Source organism: Nostoc sp. NMS8, assembly GCF_017115045.1.
Taxonomy (GTDB): domain Bacteria; phylum Cyanobacteriota; class Cyanobacteriia; order Cyanobacteriales; family Nostocaceae; genus Nostoc.
In genome coordinates, this window is the sequence record NZ_JABXKK010000096.1 from 124279 (window position 1) to 143992 (window position 19714).

The window sequence follows — 19714 nt, forward strand, 5'->3', positions numbered from 1 at the left end:
AATCAAACTTTGTCTATCATCGGTTTTGCTAACTCAATTTTTGCTTTTATGAAAAGCTTTACGTCTTTGCCCATTTTCAAACAGAGGTTTTCGCAACGGTACTACCTCAGCTTCACTACTCTCCCGTGCTACCCGAATCAGCAACCCAGCAGCTATTAAACTGGCAATCATAGAATTACCACCATAACTAAACATAGGCAAAGGTAAACCAGTAGTTGGTAGAGAACCTGTAGCAACACCGATGTGAAGCAATGATTGTCCTACCATCAAAATCGTCGCACCGATCGCAACTAATCTATGTACTATATTTTTAGCCTTCAGCGCCACAATTAATCCGAGAGTGGCGAATGTAGCTAAAAGTACCAACAGCACCATACTGCCAACAAAGCCAAACTCTTCAGCGAACACCGCAAAAATAAAATCAGTATCTTGAATTGGTAAATAAAACAGCTTTTGTTGAGAAAGCCCATATCCGGCTCCCCAAGTTTTACCAGAACCCACAGCTAGTAGACTTTGCACCAACTGGTATCCATCTCCTGTAGCATCCGCCCAAGGATTCAGGAATGACATCACCCGCTTACGCTGATACTCTTTAATACTAATACTGAGTACTGCTAACATCACTCCACCAACTGCTGTTCCTCCCAGATATTTGTAAGGTAAGCCAGCTGCGAGAGCAATTAGCCAAATAGTCATACCGCAAAGTGCCGTTGTACTCAAGTTAGGCTGGGCAAGAATTCCTAAAAGTACCAGACCGAAAACACCTAACCAAGCCAAGCGAACTCGCCAACTGATTCGTTCCCACTGACCAAAAAGCCGCGCACTTTGCAGCACCAAAAAGGGTTTAATTAATTCTGAAGGTTGAATCGGAATTGGCCCGATCGCAATCCAACGCGCTGCATCAAAAGCTTTTTTTCCCAATCCTGGGATCAGTGTGACAAAAATTAACCCCAAAAACAGCAATAAAAACCAATGGGATAGCCCCAAAATTTTCTGCAACGGCGAATTAACAATAATATTGAATCCGATTAAGGAAACGAAAACCCAAAGTAGTTGACGCTTAAAGTAGTACAACCCATCATTTTGACGGGCGTCAGCGACGGGATAGGATGCTGAAAATAGCATGACCAAGCCGACGAACAGCCAAATCAACGTTAACCAGCGCAACAACCGCGCTTCTAAGGCCCAGTTGGAGACTGAACTATCAAAAATTGGAATCAGGCGGCGTAGATTCACGATCGGTACAGGTAAAAAGTTAGATTTTAGGAGTTAGAAATAAAACTCATAAATCATAACTTATAACTCATAAGTAGGCTTTACAACCATAAATCTTAGAGTTGTCAACTTCAATGCACCACTAGTTTAATATTTTTGACAATTTGCGATCGCTACCCTGCACAGATAAAAGTAATATTTTATACTGTAAAATCCAGAATTGTTATAGTTAAGAGCGATCGCTCAAAAATTGACTTAAAGTATTTATTTCATTAAACTTAATGATTTCATGTAATTGACTAATTGTTTATCCATAGATAAGGGAATTTTAATCCAGAACTCAGTTCCTTGCCCAGGTTCCGATACACATCTAAGTGTTCCTCCATGTTTTTCAACTACAATCTGATAGCTAATTGATAAACCCAATCCCGTACCCTTACCTACAGGCTTAATTGTGAAAAATGGATCAAACAGTCGTTCTTTAACTGCTTCTGTTATTCCTGAACCATTATCGGCAATTCGGATCACACAGTTTGTTTCAATGATTTCCGTAGTAATTGTAATTTTATTAGGATTAGCATGGATTTCTGCGATCGCGCGTTTACTATCAAAGTTATCGAGCGCATCGATTGCATTACTAATAATATTCATGAATACTTGATTGAGTTGACCAGCGTAGCAATCAACTAAAGGCAAATCTCCATAATTTTTAACTACTTTAATCCCAGGATGATCGACACTATTCTTGAAGCGACTTTGTAAAATCAGCAAAGTACTATCTAGCCCCTGGTGAATATCAACTCTTTTCTTCTCCGCTTCATCAAGACGAGAGAAATTCCGCAGGGACAAAACAATTTCAGAGATCCGTTCGGCTCCTACTTGCATTGAATCTAGGATTTTGGGCAAATCATCTAGTAAAAAATCTAACTCAATTTCTTTAATGTATTCTTTAATTTCTGACACAGGATTGGCATAAAATTGCTGGTAAAGATGCACAAGGTTTAGTAAACACTGTGTATAATTATTTGCATACGTTAAATTCCCGTAAATAAAATTAACAGGATTGTTAATTTCGTGAGCAACGCCTGCAACTAACTGCCCCAAACTAGACATTTTCTCAGCTTGGATTAATTGGGCTTGAGTTTGTTGTAGCTCTCGGAGGGATTTTTCCAATTTTTTAGACTGAGCTTCAGCAATTTCTGCTAAATTCTCCTTGATTTGTAGCGCACTCCGTAGTTGCGCCCTTTGCTGTTTCAGTTCACTTGTTAATTTTTTGGCATCAGCTAAAGCAGTATTCTGAGCTTGTAGCAGAAACAGGAAATCAACAATAGGGTCGTGAATTGCAAAGTCTTTGAGTTTAATACCCAGAGGAGTCAGGCTAGTTGTATCTGTAATCCAGGGAGAACCTAAAAAAAATATCACATCCTCCTCTGGTTGATAGATCATCTGCCCTTTGAGATGCATTCCATTGTGGAGAAACTCTAATATAAACAGGGCCTGAGACTGTTTACTGATAACATCAAAATCGACTAAAATTTTTGGACGATTGATCTGGAAATGCTGCTCAATCAATTTACCAACCAATGGTTCAGGGCAAATACGCCCGAAGACATCACCAGCTTGTACAATTTCCCGATTACGGCTAAAGACAAAGTGGAAGGGAAAAGCTTTCGCCAGCAACTCTGGTGAAAGTGTAAGGTGAGGAGGAGCCATGCTACTGCACTCAATTTGGTTTATAAATCACTAAAAATTCATCATGTTCAGCACCCTCATCTCGACTTTGGGTTTGGGTAACATGAACCTCTGTATCAAACTTGCTTCCCAGTCCCTTGACTAATCCAAGAATCATTGGCGCTAGCCCTTCTCTATCAGAGCGATAATGTAAGCTCAAAGAATTTTCTTCCATGTCAGTACATTCAAATGATGGGGGTTGAAGTTTAGGAAAACTAACTCCTACACGAGCATGAAGATTATCAAGGTTTTCTAAAAACTCAGGTAGTTCATCTCCACTCATATCCATCATTTCGCCATAGCCTTCTTGGGCTGTATACTGAACCCAGAATTCCCCAAAGGCTTGCATAATCTCATTGGCAGATAAACCCAGAATGGCACTAGCAGCTTTTACCAGCTTGTGGGTGATGTCATCGGGATAGCCTTCCATACTGAGAAAAACATCTACATCCACCTCCGCTTTGTGCTTAATTTTTTTCCAAGTTTCTTCGCCAAAGCGACTGCACACCATGTCTTGAATCGCCTTGTTTACTAAACCGTACATGGAAGCCTCCTCTTGCTGCACCTAATTTTGCTTTGTTAATTTACCTAAGACTGGACAACTAATTTTTTAAAAGGCTTAATTTAAATGATAAAACTTCCTGTAATCAAACCTTAAAATGGTTTTATACAGACTTAAAAACCGAAAAAATAGGGAAAACTGTTTGCATTCTAATGTTAAAAATACTCATTATCACAACCGTATTTCTACTTATTACTTTTACCCAGTGGTCTGTCCCAAAAGTTTTGAGAGGTTAGTGATGTTCAGATCCCCGACTTCTTCAAGAAGTCAGGGATCTAGCAGCCCCACAAAATTAATGGGACAGACTACTAGATGGCTTTGAGGTTTTGTAGTAAGCATTTTAGTGTTTACTACAAATTTGCTTGCCTTAATCTTGAGAGAGTAACTACAACGATTCATCAAAAGGCAGCCATGAATCAGGATACAAGCTATATTTGGAAATTTGACGCTGAATGCCGTTAAAAAATTGGACACGGGCATCCATAGCTTCTGCAATCGCTAGCTTTACTTTGATATCCTCTTCATTCATAGTGATTCGAGGTTCAATAACTGCTGCTAGCTTCGCTGCATGACTATCATCCACATCAATATGGACTTCAAAAAAGATCAGGGATTCTTTGGGTAAGGGAGCAGCGCCAACAATTCCTTTGTATAGCTGTGTGTATAGCGAACTAACAATCCCTTCGGAAGCATAACAGACAGCACCCAGTGCAGCTAAATAGCCGTATTTATGTGGCATCTGCAAGTAGGTTTCAATCAGGGCGCGAGTTTCAGGTGCAGTGGGTAGTGATGCCAGAGTTTCGTCATGGATACCAAGGGCGCGGGTAAATTGACGAAACAATTCTGGGTGAGACTGAGTTACATCTCCCTGTCCCATTTCGTCAAACAGGTTTTCCAAGATGACTAACTGACTACTTTCATCTTGGCAGCAAGACAAGATGCTAGCCAAGATCCGATTAAATTCTTTAGAGAATTTGTACATCTGAACAGCTAGTACCTGTATGTCTGGTAAAAATAAATTTCCAGTCCGACAGCGAGTTAAGAACTCATGATTCCACAGAGGATGATTAATCGCTATTTCATGAAAGGAATTTCTAACTAAAGAAGATGTCTGTATCATCGTGATATTTGTAGGGCTAGATGGAGGGGTTGATCGAGTAAGGGGCTAAAAAATGATTCATCTATTGCGATATGTTCTGGAGTTACACGCAATTCCTGTAAGATTGGCATCGTATTGAAGCCAGCTGTTTTCAGAGCATTAAAGTAATCCTCAAGAGTTTTGTGAATCAATTGCACATTTAGCCAAGAACCATCTCGTTTCCAAATACGACCAGGAAACTGCTGATCTCGCTTGCTGAAGTAGCCTGAACCCTCAACTTGAAAATAAAACGGATATGCTGCCTCTCGCATATATGGAAAAGATGGATGGGGAACACTAAATACAAATCGACCGCCCGGACGAAGAATGCGTGCAACTTCTGCCAAGCATTCTTGGGTTTGAGCAATTGTCAAATAGTTAAATAGAAACACTGCAACCACTAAATCAATTTCGCCATTATCAAACTGCTTGAGATTGGTAGCACATCCTACTTCATAGCTAATACCCAACGAATCTTCTATTTCTTGCGATTTTGCTGCTGCAATCATGCCTTGAGAAAGGTCTATTCCATGTACCCATGCAGCGCCACGTCTGCTTAATTCTCGACTGCAATAACCTTCACCACAACCTATATCAAGTACTCGCAAACCAGCAACAGGCTCACAAAGCTCTAATAGAAAAGGGCGTGCTGTAAAGTCTGATAAGGAAGTAGGTTCTCCTCTAATCCATTCTGATGCTGTGCGATTATATAAGTTTTTAGTTGAGTTTTTGTGATTCACATTTGACATTTATCAGTATTGATTTATACTTGATTCGCGCTTACTGATTTTAGTTCAAACGGGCTAAAATCATGGATATCTATTATTTAATAATGAATTTGTTTTACTGATAAGGTTGATTTTACCGATTTTCGCTTACTTGTCGATTTTACGTTTAAAAACTAGCCTTTTCAAATGAGTAGCTAACCTGAAAAGTTTCATCTTGTTAGTTTCTTTAAATATAAACACCTAAATTATATTTAACTTCATGAATTTGCGTTGTTACTTAATTAACAGCAACTTCACATATAGATAGTTTGGCTTTTAAGCTCCAGCTTCATCTATGCTTTATTAAATAAGTTCAAATTAACTCTTTTAATCAAGATAGGTAAGAAAAATAAAACAGTATATTTTACGAAGTATAAAAAGAATAACCTTGTTAATTTGTAATAGCCAAGATTCGTTTTCAAAACGAAATGGCTTTGGATGCATTTAGCCAATTTAGAATAACGTTGGAAGAAATGATGTTAGAAGAACTGTTAGCAGAATCATCGGTGCGCGATCGCTTACAATATGAACGTGCGCTCGTATTTTCTGAGCTAGGCGATCGCCTTTTTGATGAGCTTGCTGATAAAATTGCTACAAAGCGACAGTACCGACTACTGTTTGAACACACATTAAAGCCTGAGTTATTCCAACAAATCCGAATTGCTGCTTCTGGTTATATTTCAGCGTGTCTGAATAGTCCCATCATTCTTTCGGAAGCAGAGATGCTTGAACGACTATTAGAAGCAAGAAGTACTTTGCCGAACTACACCGGCACTGGTCTTTTGATGCCCAAGCGAGAACACATTTTGGCATTTAACCTCTTTCAAAAAAGTGTCGCAGAGGCTTTCTACCAACTAGGAGCAAATGACCTGATTGATGCAGTAGATTTACCAGTCAATCTCCGCATGGTATATGGCAAGACTGACGCCAAGAAATTGGGTTTGCCCTTCGCTAGCTCAAAATGTCACAGTGATGTCTGGGCAGGTGTTGCTGCTGATGCAACTGTAGTAGTTCTGCCACTATTTGGTGACATCGATAATATCACCATCGAAGCAGGTGAGATGCCCCGCGAAATGGAACTACCATCTATGCACGTGATGTCAGACTTCGCTGAAGGTCGGGATATTCCAATGGTTGTCTCCTACACCGAAGCACAACTACAACACGGCACAATGTACTTTAATGATGCCCGTGGATTGCATCAAACAGTAAGAAGGAAAACTGAAGGTCTAAGAATTTCAGTAGATTTCCGGTTCCGCAGGAAATTCAATGAAGCTTACCGAGCAATGGTAGCACCTAATATTGGTGGTATTGAAGAAGATATGAGTGTGCCTTATGAAGACTGGCTGAAAGTTGGGAAAGAAACGCTAATTGTGTTTGATGAAACTGTTGAACAAGCTAAGAATAGACAGAATTCTGACGCTCCAGTTCCACTTTATACTCGTGGGTATCGCCTTTTAAATATGTTCAACTTTTGATTTGCCAAAATCTGAGCTACAAAAAAGAGGTCTTTCTCGACCTCTTATCAATTCCCTAAAATAATATTCTATTTACAGAATTATGACAAGCCAGTATTAGCACCTTGCTTACCAGTTGCTAATTCCACCTTGATGATTGTGCCACCTGCTTTTTGAATACGTTGCTGTTCGCGGAACCAGTTTTCATAAGGAACTAGCTTAGTAAAGTAAGTATTTTGTAGTTCGCGTTGGGTACGAATTCGGGTTTGGCTGGGAACTAGAGCAGTAATTTTAAAGAAACGGGCCATGTTTTGAAAATCTCCTGTATATTTTGTGAAAACTTTTTTTATCTCAAAATCTTGAGTGCAAATCTTTTAATCATTCCAAGGCTGGAAATCAAACATCAATACTAGACCACCAACACTCATCACTGATAATTTACCAAGATAAGCAATATAACGTTCTAGCACTCACGGTTGATTTCCAGACCTTAATAAAGCCGCACCTAAATTCTTAAGCGCAAACTAGCTCTTAGCTTAAGCCAGAAGAGATATAGTCTAAGTAAACACCGACTTCCTTACCAGCGTCAGAACCTACCAAGCTAGCAGCTACTTCCTTGATTGCTTGGATAGCTTGCACGGTAGCACCAACAGGAACGCCCAAGGAGTTGTAGGTTTCCTTTAAGCCGTTTAGTACACGCTCATCTAGGATGGAAGGATCTCCAGCCAACAAAGCGTAGGTAGCGTAGCGGAGGTAATAATCCAAATCACGAATGCAGGCAGCATAGCGGCGGGTGGTATACATGTTGCCGCCGGGACGAGTGATGTCAGAGTATAGCAAAGATTTTGCTACAGCTTCTTTAACGATCGCAGCAGCGTTAGCGCTAATGGTGCTAGCAGCACGTACCCGCAGTTCGCCAGTGGAGAAGTAAACTTTTAGCTTCTCTAAAGCATTGTTGTCTAGGTATTTACCTTGAACGTCTGCCGAGTTAATGACAGCGGTAATTGCGTCTTGAGCCATGTTGTTAATTCCTTATTTCCAACCGTATTGCAATACTTCTGTTTCAGTAGGTAAACAGTTTCAACTTATCCTAGAAGGGCGCCAACTAGGTAGTCGAAGTAGCCACCAGCTTCACTAGCGTCATCACCAGAGAGCAATGTAGAAGCTCCATTCTTCAGCCCACGGATACCTTCAGCAACACCATCAATAGGAGTTCCCAAGGATTTGTACAGTTCACGGGCACCGATAACACCAATTTCTTCGATGGGGGTAACATCACCAGCAACAATACCGTAGGTAATGAGGCGGAGATAATAATCTAGGTCACGCAGACAGGTAGCAGTCAATTCTTGACCGTAAGCGTTACCACCAGGAGACACAACATCAGGACGCTTTTGGAACAGTTGATCGCCAGCTTGCTTAACAAGACGTTCGCGATTTTCTGTCAAAATTTGAGCAATCCGCACACGTCGCTCACCACTTGCAACAAAGGACTTGATCCGATCTAACTCACCAGGGCTGAGGTAGCGGGCTTCTGCATCAGCATTCACGATAGCTTTCGTGACAATACTCATTAATGGATTCCTCCAGTACGAATGAAACCAGGATTTGATTAAACTGGTGCGACTTTAGATTTGGTTTACTGAGTTTATTTTCGTTTTTTTAGACACAACCGTTTTACAACTGCTACGGCTAATAAATTACGAGTTTGCTTGAGTCAACATAAGTCAACTAGCTTTTAAACTCAATTACCTTCCGCAAAACATTTTCCGGCATTCTGTTGAGCATTTATGACTGCTCTTAATACTTTGTAATATTGCTTTTCAGAATTTACTCTTTTAGCAGCAATCTGAGAGCAGTATTACGAAAGGTTAGGAGTGGGGCATAGGGTACTGGAAATAATCTGTACCCTACTCCCTACTCCCTATTCCCTAATCAACCGCTACACTGCCGAGGTAGTTACCTGCTGGCAGAGATGGGAAGCGGTTGTAAGGCACAACATCTTCACCGAAGTAGCGGTTGTATTCTGGACTTTCGACTATGGCTTCTACAGCAGATGACAAACCACTATCGGTTAGCAGCTTGTTGTACTGGCGAATTTCTTCCTGAGTTGCGGGTGTACGCCCCAACAGATGGCGGAAGAGGAACTCAATGACCTTGGCATGAGGATAAGGTGACAAGAAGCGCTGGCGATAGATTTGGGAACTAGCTAGTTCACGCACAAACTCGCGGACGGAAATTTCACCATTCTGGAGTTTGCTATCTAAGTCAGTACGGCGGAAATTATCAGGCACTTCACCGCTAAATACATCCAACACTTGCCGATAAATGGCGTTGATTGCCTGTTGTTTTTCGGCTTGGTTGGTATTTTCTGTTAGACGGTAAATGCGTGCATGTTTACGCACACCTTGTTCCACCGATTGTCCGCTAGCATCGTTGTAGGAACGACCCAGTTCCGCAAAGGATGGCTTACCATTTGTTTGTGCTGCTATATCTGCGATCGCTTGTAGCACTAGCGGTGTATTGTTACTAGCCCCGACACGGGCTTGTACTGGCTTAAAGCTTGGTACAACCACGTCATCGTTTTGCTTGGTAAGCTGATTGTACAACTTCTCTGTATTGGGGAAGTTTGCCGCAGGTAAGGTCGGGAAGCGACGGTAAGGCACTGTATCTTCACCAAACACCTGGTTATATTCCACACTATCTACCAAAGCACCAATAAAGGCACGAATACCTTGAGTAGCCAAAATCTGGTTATACTTGCGGATTTCTGCTTGGTCTAGTGGCGCACGCCCCAAGAAGTGTTTGGTTCCCAACTCAATCACTTTGGTGTTGGGGTAAGGTGTGTAGAACTCTTTCAGGTAGAGGTTAGAATAACCCAAACCTTCAATAAATTCCTTCACACTAATTTCGCCATTCCCCAGCTTGCTTTCCCACGCTGTAAATTCGTTTTTGGCGATGTAGGGTGCAATATCCCGCTCAAAAATCTGACGATACGCAGCGCTAATCAAAGTTTTGACTGCAACTTTGTCACTGGTATTAGCCACAAGCTTGAAGATTTTGGTTTGTTCCCGTTGCTTGCTGACACCTTGGTTAATACGGAACTGAATATCTGGTTCTGACCGATTTTCTGTCACTGTACCTAGTGTCACAAAACTCGGCGTTACTTCCTTCTTGACTTTGGTGCCGATATCTTCGCCAATGCTACCAACGCGCAATTGTCGCCCTGCTACACCACCAGGAGTCAGATACCGTTCGTAAGGAATTGTATCTTCACCAAAGGCTTCGCTGTATTCTACGCTGTTAATAATGGCATCAACTACCGCGTAAAAGCCTTGTTTTGCAGCGATGTCAAAGTACTTGTTGATTTCTTGACGACCATAAGTCGGACGACCCAACAAGCGGCGGTGAATATACTCGATCGCTTTACAAACATACAGCGATGACCAGTACAGATTGCGGAACACATCTGACTTAGCCAAACCACGGATAAACTCTCGCACCGAGATGTCGCCGTTTTCCAGCTTGATTTCCAATACCTTCGGTCGCTGACCTTCGTAAAGATCGCGACCGAAAACTTGCAGGTAAGCACCTTTAATCAATGCTTGCGTGGAGCTTTCGGAGTATCTGACGCTAGAATTTTTGGCAGCCTTTTTACCTCTAGTACCAGGCAGTTGATCTAACTTGAATACCTTAGGCCCAAGAGTACCAGGAGCTTCACCCCGCGCCCTGGGATTACTATTTTGGTTATTAATCCCTGCCCCTTGGTGAATTAGGATGCGTTTGGTATCCTTGCCAAAAGGAGCCGGATTGGTGCTGGGGTTGCGAGTTTCTTTCGGGAAAATCGCCCCAAACTGAATTTCTAATGGGTCATTACCAGAACCGTAGGGATGTTGATCTGGTAACGGTTGCTCGTAAGCCGCAAATGTGGTAATGAACTGAGGTATCTTGCGGAAAGGCGCACTGTAGTTAAACAGGTCTTGCTGCGGCCCCCAGTTGCGACATTCTTGTGCTTCTTGACCCAGACCCCGCAGGTAGGGTACTGTTTCTTCACCAAAATAGTCGCTGTATTCAGCAGAATCTACTAAGGCATCTACTAAAGCTGGTAGACCACCCTTAGAAATAATCGAGAAGTATTTTTGTACTTCTTCGCGGCTACTTGGCCCCCGTCCTAGAATGTGACGGAAAGCTAGTTCGATGACTCGGCTGTTAATAAAAGGCTGGTAAAACTGTTTTTGGTAAAGGGGAGATTTAGCTAAACGACGGACAAACTCTTTCACCGTGATGTCGCCATTCTTCACCTTGGATTCTAGGTCAGATATGGATAAGCTATAAGCACGGGTAATGTCGCGCTCAAAGATTTGCCGATATGCGGCCTTGATTACTTCATTTTTTTCGGTGGCTGATAACCCAGTCTTCAAGACAAACTTGGGACGACGTTCTGCGGCATTAAAGTAAATTTGCGGCAGTTGCAACCCTTGCTGGTCGCCAGAGGGGCGTTGGCGCACTTTATTTGAAGGTGTGGCTGCTTTGAATTCTGTTAACAAAACATCCATGTACTGAGACACAATTTCTGTAGCCTCAGCATCGTTGCGGAAAAAGGAAAGTGAGCCAGCTTTGATTTCCTGCAAAGCTACCAGCGTTGCTTCACCAGAGCAGGCATTTTCAATGATTTCCCGCAAACCCCGTGTATTCACCGCTATGATGTTGGGGTCGCCAGCAACGATCGCATAAGTAGCGTAGCGCAAGAACCAGGATAAATCCCGCAAGCTCTTGGCCATGTTGCTTGGGCCATAACGAGCAATGTTAATTGGTCTGAAACCTGCGGGTGTCGGGCCGCTGGGGGATGAGTTAAAGATTGAGCGTAAATTTTCTAGGAACCCACCACGACTTTCAACGTAGGTTACAGTTCCTAGTCTGAGGTCTTCTCTAACATCTTTCCCACCACCAACAGTTACTAGTTCTACTTCTCTGGGCTTTTCTAAAAAAGCCATTGGCGAACCACCGACAAAAATCCGGTTGGCAGCCCGAGACACAATAATCTCGGCATTGTCCGTTAGTGTCTGAGAAATTTCTAGACGCTTTGCACCAGATGCAAAATAGCTTGCCAGTTCATTTAATTCACCATTTCCCAAGAAGCGGTCTTGCTGCTCTGCTTGGATAATCGTGGATACAGTTAGAGTTTGATATAGTTGCGGACGCGCAACCGAGCTTCCACCACTCGCCTTAACACTCATCGGATTTGTAAAACTCCCATCATAAGCGTTTATATGTTAAGTCTGGATTGTTTTGAGGCTTGACACATCGCTGTGTCTATGCTTTATGAGCTTGAGAGTATTGCCTGCAAAACTGCCAGTTAATTAACCCAGTTAGCTTTTAGATTAGAACGTTTTGCGTTCTCAAGGCGGATTTATTAAGAAGTATGTAGAACATGTATCTTAAATGTCTCCAGTCTTAAAAGTGCATACTCCAATTTGTCTGAGATTAAGTCTAAGTTTTGTAACAAAGTAGTAGGTTGGGAACTTGTCTACTGAATTTATTTTTCATTTAAACGCATAGGGGCGCAAAGGTACGCGGAGAATTTGCTACGAATTAATAAATGTTGTACTTAGTCACTGGACAGTGCTTACTACTCAGTGTTAAGTTGTTTTTGCTACTAAAGAACTCATATTCGCAACTGATACCGCATAGGAAGTAATTCTTAATTGGTGCTGGTTGAATCTGCAAATAGTCAGTATTTATATACAGAGGAAATACTATGCACAAAAGTTTTAATTTTAACTATTTATTTAATGTTACTTTGTCTGCGATCGCAGTTATTTTAGCTGTCGCTCCGGCAAATGCACTTCCAGAGCAAAATATCAGTAGCGTTGTGAAGTGGGCAAAGACTAGACCTCTATTACCAACTCTGAGATACAACAGTGAAGCCCACGGCTACGAGGGTACAAAGGGAAATTTATACTTCTATGCTGATGTCACTTCTGAAAATGGGACAGTGAATAAAGAAGGCATAACTGTTAGTGGTGATAAACGCCTCAAATTCACCACAAAAAATGCCAATGCGGTGAAACTGTTACAAAATATTTATAATTCTAATATTGGCAATGATTTCCAGAAGTCTCGGTATGTCACCAAAGTTGGACGTGACCAATTTTATCGCGGACAAAAGTTTGCTTACATCGCTGCTGAGGTACAAGGTGGGTCATCATTACAGATAATTCCCTTGAATAAGTTGCAAGAGTTTATAGATAATGCCAAATATTGCCAAACTAATCAGTGCGACGTTTAATTAATTCGTAATTCGTAATTTTTGAGTTTGATTAAGCCTATGGGGTGTAATTTACATAAGCATTATCAGTAAAGAAAGGTACGCAATCACTAACGTTGTAGGCGGCAGACAGTTCAACATCTGACTCAAAACCTTTTTCAATCAACTCTTTACCCGAACTACATTTTTTCAAGTATCCTAGTAAATCCTTCTGGAAAGCCTGAAATGTTGTCACGGCAACTTCGGCTTCTGGTGATAAACTACCTTGTAAATGACTGAGAATTGCCCCAGCACCAATTAAATCTTCAAATGCAGGACGTAGGCTACCATCTTCTTTCCACCTCTCACCGGCAGGAATCACAGCGACTTTATCACCATACTTTTGAGCAAACTCCGCCACAGCTTGGCAATTTCGCAAGCAACCAGCCAAAGTTGGTATATTCCCAGTATGTAAGGTAAGAAAAGAACCATTAGGTGATGGTAAAACTAGTCTAGTTCCAGCAGGAATCTGAGCTACCGATTTTGGCGAGAGAGAATATCCACTTATAGTCCAACGTTGTCTATGACTTGCCAACTCTGCTCGCACTGATTTGGCATAATCTATGACAGATTCATCTCTCATTGCGTAAGGAAAAATTATCGCGCCCTTGTTGGTGGCGATTTCCACGCAGGTAGAAAAAGAGAGAACGTCAACTATCACAACTACATCACTGATGGGAGCAAGTTGAGCAACTCCTTGTGGCCCCCACTCACAGCGTAAATCAAATTCTAATTGATTGTAAATCATACAAATAAAGACAGAGTTAAAACAAAGACATGGGAGGATTATCGCATTCTTAAAGGATGTTTAAAATGTCTTGAAGTATACTCTCCCCCTATAGGGAGATACGGTGTATACATAAGTCCTAAAATCCTTGCCTGGTATAGGACTCATATTTGATTTTTGAAATACACGTAGGGGAGCCAGTCGTGTGGTGAGGCAGCGCGAGAACAGGGGGTTTCCCGCATGAGCGACTGCCGAAAGGGTTTCCCGACTTGAGCGAACTGGCATTGCGTTATTCTTTTGGCTAACACACCATCCGATGATTTTGGTACTGTACTCAAGGGCGATAACACCCTACATACTAAAAGACTCGTTAACGGAGCTAAAAGACTCATTCACGGAGTTCAAAGACTCGTTAATGGAGTTCAAAAACTCATTCACGGAGTTCAAAGACTCATTCACGGTAATGTGCTATTAGGAATTGTCTAGTTGTTTGCTGTAGTAAACTACATCTAAGTCAGAAGCCTGCATTCAATAGTTGATAGCGCTGTGAAAAAAATCCTGATTGTGTCAGCTAATCCGACGACGACAGATAAACTCCGCTTAGACGAGGAAGTAAGGGAAATTCAGGAAGGGTTGAAACGCTCTCGAAGCCGAGATAAGTTTGAACTGATTACTAAATGGGCGGTGCGGCCTGATGATTTGCGGCGTGCGCTTTTAGATCATAATCCTCATATCATCCATTTTTCTGGACATGGGGGAGGAAATCAAGGTTTAGCCTTGGAAAATAACACAGGGCAAATGCAGCTGGTGAGTACAGAGTCACTGGCAAGGCTATTTAAGTTATTTAAAGACAAAGTTGAGTGTATATTATTAAATGCCTGTTATAGCGAGGTGCAAGCTGAGGCTATTTACCAACACATTAACTGTGTAGTTGGGATGAATCGGGCAATTGGCGATCGCGCCGCAATTAAATTTGCGGTAGGCTTTTATGATGCACTGGGCGCTGATAGGTCTTATGAAGATGCTTATGAGTTTGGCTGTAGTGCTATTGATTTAGAAAGTATTCCAGAGTCTTCCACCCCAGTGCTAAAAAGTCGGAACAATCCGCAAGGTGCTATCTCTGCTAAGGAAACTATTCCCGATATCGAAATAAAACCAGCAATCTCCTTAGAAAATCCAGAAGGACAGGTATCTCTAAACTCTGCTTTCTATGTGGAGTGATCGCCTATTGAGGTAGACTGTTATGAAGCGATTCTTCAACCAGGGGCCTTAATTCATATCAAAGCTCCCCGGCAGATGGGCAAAACTTCGCTCATGTCGCGGGTTCTCCATCATGCTAGTCAACATGGTTATCAGACTGCACCTGTAAATTTCCAGTCAGCCGATGCAGTATTTCTCGCTAATTTAGATCAGTTTTTGCAGTGGTTCTGCGCCAGCATTACCTACGAATTGAATTTACCCGAGAAATTAGATGAGTATTGGAAGGGTGTTTTAGGTAGCAAGAATAAATGTACAAATTACTTTCAAAGGTATTTATTACCCGCGATTAATAGCCCCGTAGCTTTGGGTTTGGATGAAGTCGATGAAATCTTCAAGCATCCCATAATTGCTGCTGATTTTTTTGGATTGCTACGAGCTTGGCATGAGCGGTCAAAGAATGAGACAGTTTGGAAAAATCTCCGGTTGGTGATTGTGCATTCTAAGGAAGTTTATATACCGCTCAACATTAATCAGTCGCCTTTTAATGTCGGCTTACCCATTGAGTTACCAGACTTAAATCAGATACAAGTACAAAACTTGGTACAACGTCACAAACTCAATTGGTCTAAGTCACAAATTGAAGAATTAATGACACTGGTGGGTGGTCATCCTTATTTAGTGCGAGTGGCGCTTTACCAAATTGCCCGTGGTAGGATGACGCTGGAAAATCTGCAAAAAATCGCGGCAACTCAGGAAGGGCTTTACAGTGACCATTTACGCCGCCATTGGCTGAATTTGCAAGAGGATGCAGAATTGCTAGCTGCCCTCAAACAAGTGATGATGGCAAATCGCGCCGTGGATGTAGGCACAACTGAAGCGTTTAAACTCCGCAGTATGGGGTTAGTTAAGTTTCAAGGCAATGAAGTAATGCCACTATGTGAATTATATCGTCAATATTTTTGCGATCGCTTGGGAATTAAAAATTAAAAAACTACATTAGGAAGACCTGAAATACTTTCATCTGCAATTACCATTTAACTAAAAGGCTCAACAATGGTTCAAGTTATTCAAGGAAAAGATATCACCCTAGTCCAATTCATCGATGAATTTGGTCTACACCTTGCAGACGATGAACTTTTTTTTTCAGAGTGGCAGCAAGATTTACCTGAGTTGAGTGATTTAGAAAAGCAATCTCTCAACGAAGTCAAGATAGAATATTTGCATCTATCGAAATATCCTATTTTAGAACCTGTAGTCAAAATGGTAGTGCTATCTCCACTATTGCGTCTAGCAGGTTTTTATCAACCGCCTTTCTACATCGCCTCAGAACAAGAGGTCAGAATTTCTTCTGAAGACGAAGGCATGATTATCAGAGGACGTATTGACATCTTAGTGTTCCATCCTCCACTTTGGGTTCTCGTTATTGAGGCAAAACGAGCAGATTACTCCTTAGTGCCAGCAATTCCACAAGCATTGGCTTATATATATGTTGGTAGATGCAACTTCGGCAAAACCTGTTTTTGGGTTTGTCACCAATGGTAATGAATTTAGATTTATCAAACTGCTAAAAACTGAAACTCCACAATACGCTCTATCTGATTTGTTTGCTTTAGATAGTCGTGATGACATATATATTGTCTTGAAAGTGTTAAAACACCTAGCTCATTTGATTCGTAATTCATAATCTTGTAGGGTGTGTTATGCCATTGGCTAACGCACCATACCAAAACCAAACTAGCTTGGACTTCATAATTTTGAATTTTGAATTTTGAATTGTTTATGACCCAGTACCAGTATCAAGTCGGTGGTAGTCTGCCTCAAAATGCACCAACTTATGTTAGACGGCAAGCTGACCATGACCTCTATGAAGGCTTGAAGGCTGGGAATTTTTGTTATGTACTCAATTCCCGGCAGATAGGGAAATCTAGCTTGCGGGTGCAGGTAATGCAGCAGTTGCAAACTGAGGGATTTGCTTGTGCTGTTGTTGATATTACAGCTATTGGGACGGCAGATATTACCCCAGAACAGTGGTATGCCGGGGTGATTGATAGTCTGGTGGGAAGTTTTAATATTTATACAACTTTTGATTTAAATACTTGGTGGACTGATAACGGTTTGCTTTCACCAGTACAGCGTATGACCAAGTTTATTGAAACAATATTACTAAAAACAATTACTGGAAAGATTGTTATTTTTATTGATGAAATTGACAGCATTCTGAGTCTTTCATTCAACTTAGATGACTTTTTTGCAGTTATCCGCGATTGCTATAACCGACGAGCAGACCATCCTGAATATAATCGCCTCACCTTTGCTTTGATTGGCGTATCTACACCTTCAAACTTGATTCAAGATAAACGCCGGACACCTTTTAATATTGGACAGGCAATAGATTTAACTGGCTTTCAACTCCAAGAGGCGCAACCCTTAGCAGAGGGTTTGGCAGCAACGGGAAATCCTCAAGAGGCAATGGCGGCGGTGCTGGCTTGGACGGGGGGACAGCCATTTTTGACGCAGAAAATTTGTAAGTTGTTAATTGAGGAATGCCCTGTAGAAACGCGATTTATCGCGTCTTGTGGAGACGAGGAGAAATCCCAAATTGAGGCGTTGGTGGAAGGGGTGGTAAGAAGGCGGATTATTGAGAATTGGGAAGGACAAGATGAGCCAGAGCATTTGAAGACGATTCGAGACAGAATTTTGCGGAGTGGGGAACGAAGGACTGGGCGATTGTTGGGGTTGTGTCAGCAGATTTTGCAGCAGGGAGAGATAGCAACTGATGACAGTTTTGAACAAACAGAATTGCGGTTGACAGGATTGGTGGTGAGGCGGGAGGGGAAGCTGCGAATTTATAACCGGATTTATGCAGAGGTGTTTAAACAAGAATGGTGTGGCAAGATTTTAGCAAACTTGCGCCCCTACTCCGATACATTTAATGCCTGGGTTGAGTCGGAACGTCAAGATGAGTCGCGCTTGTTGCGGGGAAAGACTTTGCAAGATGCCCAAGAATGGGCAGCAGGTAAAAGTTTGAGTGATTTAGATTATCAGTTTTTAGCTGCTAGCCAAGAGTTGGAAAAGCGCGATGTACAGAAAAGGCTGGAAGCAGAGAAACAAGCAAAGCGAGTATTAGCAGAGGCGAACTATAAAGCTAATCAACGGATTCGTATTGGTTCTTTGGTGTTAGGACTGACTGTGCTGGGGGCATTTGCCTCATTAATATTTGCTGAATATCAATTGGGACAAGCACGAACAGCAAGGGCAAAAACAGATAATGCCCAAACCGAATTAAATCAGGCGAAGACAGAAACCGCAGCAACCAGGCAAGATAATCAGCGAATATCACGCGACAATCAGCGAATATCACGCGACAATCAAAGGATATCAAAACAGGCAGCACAGGCAGAACGGAATCTTAGTAATGCCACCTCAAAACTGAATGTTGCAAATAACAACGTGAATCAGGCACAGCAAAACCTGAAACTAGCCCGAAACAAAGTGGTAGCAGCTAGTGCAAAGGCTAGTCAAGCTGAAATCCAGGCAAACCAAGCAATTCAACAACGGCAAGAGGCAGTCAATGCTCGTAAAACTTCTGTGGAGGAACTCAAAAAGGCAGAAGCAGCCAGAAAAGTGGCTTTAACGGCTACGCAATTGGAACAAGATGGAACAAATGCGTTGCAGCTATTTCGTCAAACTTCCAGGAAATTTGATGCTCTGCTATTAGCAATGCAGGCGGCAGGAACATTAAAAAATCTGGTTAAGGATAAACAATCTTTAGCAGACTATCCAGCATACAGCCCTTTGTTTAGTTTACAGACAATTCTATCTAGTACTAGTACTAAAATTCGTGAACAAAATCGCCTGGAAGGGCATAGCGATTGGGTCTACAGCGTCGTCTTCAGCCCGGATGGCAAAACTTTAGCTTCCGCCAGTCGTGACAAGACGATCAAATTTTGGAATCTCGACACGCGCAAACAAATTACCACTCTAAGAGGGCGCGATTGGGTCTATAGAGTCGTCTTCAGCCCGGATGGCAAAACTTTAGCTTCTGCCAGTACTGACAAGACGATCAAATTGTGGAATCTCGACACGCGCAAAGAAATTATCACTCTGAGTGGGCATAGCAATTCGGTCAACAGCGTCGTCTTCAGCCCGGATGGCAAAACTTTAGCTTCTGCCAGTACTGACAAGACGATCAAATTGTGGAATCTCGACACGCGCAAAGAAATTATCACTCTGAGTGGGCATAGCAATTCGGTCAACAGCGTCGTCTTCAGCCCGGATGGCAAAACTTTAGCTTCTGCCAGTACTGACAAGACGATCAAATTGTGGAATCTCGACACGCGCAAAGAAATTATCACTCTGAGTGGGCATAGCAATTCGGTCAACAGCGTCGTCTTCAGCCCGGATGGCAAAACTTTAGCTTCTGCCAGTACTGACAAGACGATCAAATTGTGGAATCTCGACACGCGCAAAGAAATTACCACTCTGAGTGGGCATAGCAATTCAGTCAACAGCGTCGTCTTCAGCTCGGATGGCAAAACTTTAGCTTCCGCCAGTGCTGACAAGAAGATCAAATTGTGGAATCTCGACACGCGTAAAGAAATTACCACTCT

General features: G+C 42.1%; 14 protein-coding genes and 2 pseudogenes. 6 read left to right on the forward strand and 10 right to left on the reverse strand.

The features are described from left to right. Window positions 1-33: 33 nt before the first annotated feature. The 5 genes from HWQ39_RS22535 to HWQ39_RS22555 form a co-directional block, all read right to left on the reverse strand. Complete coding sequence (locus tag HWQ39_RS22535; protein ID WP_292849752.1) at window positions 34-1236, reverse strand: FtsW/RodA/SpoVE family cell cycle protein; 1203 nt, start codon at window positions 1234-1236, stop codon at window positions 34-36. Window positions 1237-1479: 243 nt separating this feature from the next. Then, window positions 1480-2928: an ATP-binding protein gene (locus HWQ39_RS22540; protein ID WP_292849754.1), complete on the reverse strand. Its 1449-nt coding sequence runs from the start codon at window positions 2926-2928 to the stop codon at window positions 1480-1482. A gap of 10 nt (window positions 2929-2938) precedes the next feature. Then, window positions 2939-3490 (reverse strand): heme NO-binding domain-containing protein, encoded by a 552-nt coding sequence (locus tag HWQ39_RS22545; RefSeq protein WP_292849785.1) that lies wholly within the window; start codon window positions 3488-3490, stop codon window positions 2939-2941. A gap of 403 nt (window positions 3491-3893) precedes the next feature. Continuing rightward, entirely contained in the window at window positions 3894-4628 is a 735-nt protein-coding gene (locus tag HWQ39_RS22550) for an iron-containing redox enzyme family protein (protein ID WP_292849756.1), read from the reverse strand. Then, complete coding sequence (locus HWQ39_RS22555) at window positions 4625-5395, reverse strand: class I SAM-dependent methyltransferase (RefSeq protein WP_292849758.1); 771 nt, start codon at window positions 5393-5395, stop codon at window positions 4625-4627. Before HWQ39_RS22555 ends, HWQ39_RS22550 begins: the two co-directional genes overlap by 4 nt. Window positions 5396-5841: 446 nt before the next feature. Here HWQ39_RS22555 and HWQ39_RS22560 point away from each other — a divergent pair, with 446 nt between their 5' ends. After that, entirely contained in the window at window positions 5842-6891 is a 1050-nt protein-coding gene (locus HWQ39_RS22560) for a hypothetical protein (protein WP_292849760.1), read from the forward strand. A gap of 80 nt (window positions 6892-6971) precedes the next feature. Here HWQ39_RS22560 and HWQ39_RS22565 read toward each other — a convergent pair whose 3' ends face one another. From HWQ39_RS22565 to HWQ39_RS22580, 4 genes and pseudogenes are all read right to left on the reverse strand, one after another. Further along, the gene (locus HWQ39_RS22565) at window positions 6972-7178 is read right to left on the reverse strand and encodes a phycobilisome linker polypeptide (RefSeq protein ID WP_179064020.1); all 207 of its coding nucleotides are present in this window, start codon (window positions 7176-7178) and stop codon (window positions 6972-6974) included. 223 nt (window positions 7179-7401) lie between these two features. Continuing rightward, window positions 7402-7890, reverse strand: coding sequence for an allophycocyanin subunit beta (gene apcB, locus HWQ39_RS22570; RefSeq protein ID WP_292849763.1), 489 nt, complete (start codon window positions 7888-7890; stop codon window positions 7402-7404). Window positions 7891-7955: 65 nt separating this feature from the next. Then, window positions 7956-8444: an allophycocyanin subunit alpha gene (apcA, locus tag HWQ39_RS22575; RefSeq protein ID WP_292849765.1), complete on the reverse strand. Its 489-nt coding sequence runs from the start codon at window positions 8442-8444 to the stop codon at window positions 7956-7958. Between the two features lie 369 nt (window positions 8445-8813). Beyond that, window positions 8814-12107, reverse strand: a pseudogene (locus HWQ39_RS22580) (phycobilisome rod-core linker polypeptide); the annotation flags it as partial. A gap of 521 nt (window positions 12108-12628) precedes the next feature. Here HWQ39_RS22580 and HWQ39_RS22585 point away from each other — a divergent pair. After that, window positions 12629-13159, forward strand: coding sequence for a hypothetical protein (locus HWQ39_RS22585; protein WP_292849767.1), 531 nt, complete (start codon window positions 12629-12631; stop codon window positions 13157-13159). A 37-nt stretch (window positions 13160-13196) separates the two neighbouring features. Here HWQ39_RS22585 and HWQ39_RS22590 read toward each other — a convergent pair whose 3' ends face one another. After that, window positions 13197-13925: a 2-phosphosulfolactate phosphatase gene (locus HWQ39_RS22590; RefSeq protein WP_292849769.1), complete on the reverse strand. Its 729-nt coding sequence runs from the start codon at window positions 13923-13925 to the stop codon at window positions 13197-13199. 276 nt (window positions 13926-14201) lie between these two features. On the opposite strand from HWQ39_RS22590, the gene HWQ39_RS22595 reads away from it, so the two are divergent. The 4 genes and pseudogenes from HWQ39_RS22595 to HWQ39_RS22610 form a co-directional block, all read left to right on the forward strand. Then, window positions 14202-14390: a hypothetical protein gene (locus tag HWQ39_RS22595; RefSeq protein ID WP_292849771.1), complete on the forward strand. Its 189-nt coding sequence runs from the start codon at window positions 14202-14204 to the stop codon at window positions 14388-14390. A 60-nt stretch (window positions 14391-14450) separates the two neighbouring features. Further along, window positions 14451-16091, forward strand: a pseudogene (locus HWQ39_RS22600) (AAA-like domain-containing protein). A gap of 66 nt (window positions 16092-16157) precedes the next feature. Then, on the forward strand, window positions 16158-16646 hold the full coding sequence (locus tag HWQ39_RS22605; protein WP_366932294.1) for a restriction endonuclease subunit R: 489 nt from the start codon (window positions 16158-16160) through the stop codon (window positions 16644-16646). Between the two features lie 237 nt (window positions 16647-16883). Further along, the coding region (locus HWQ39_RS22610) for an AAA-like domain-containing protein (RefSeq protein ID WP_292849773.1) at window positions 16884-19714 on the forward strand (2831 nt) is incomplete at its 3' end.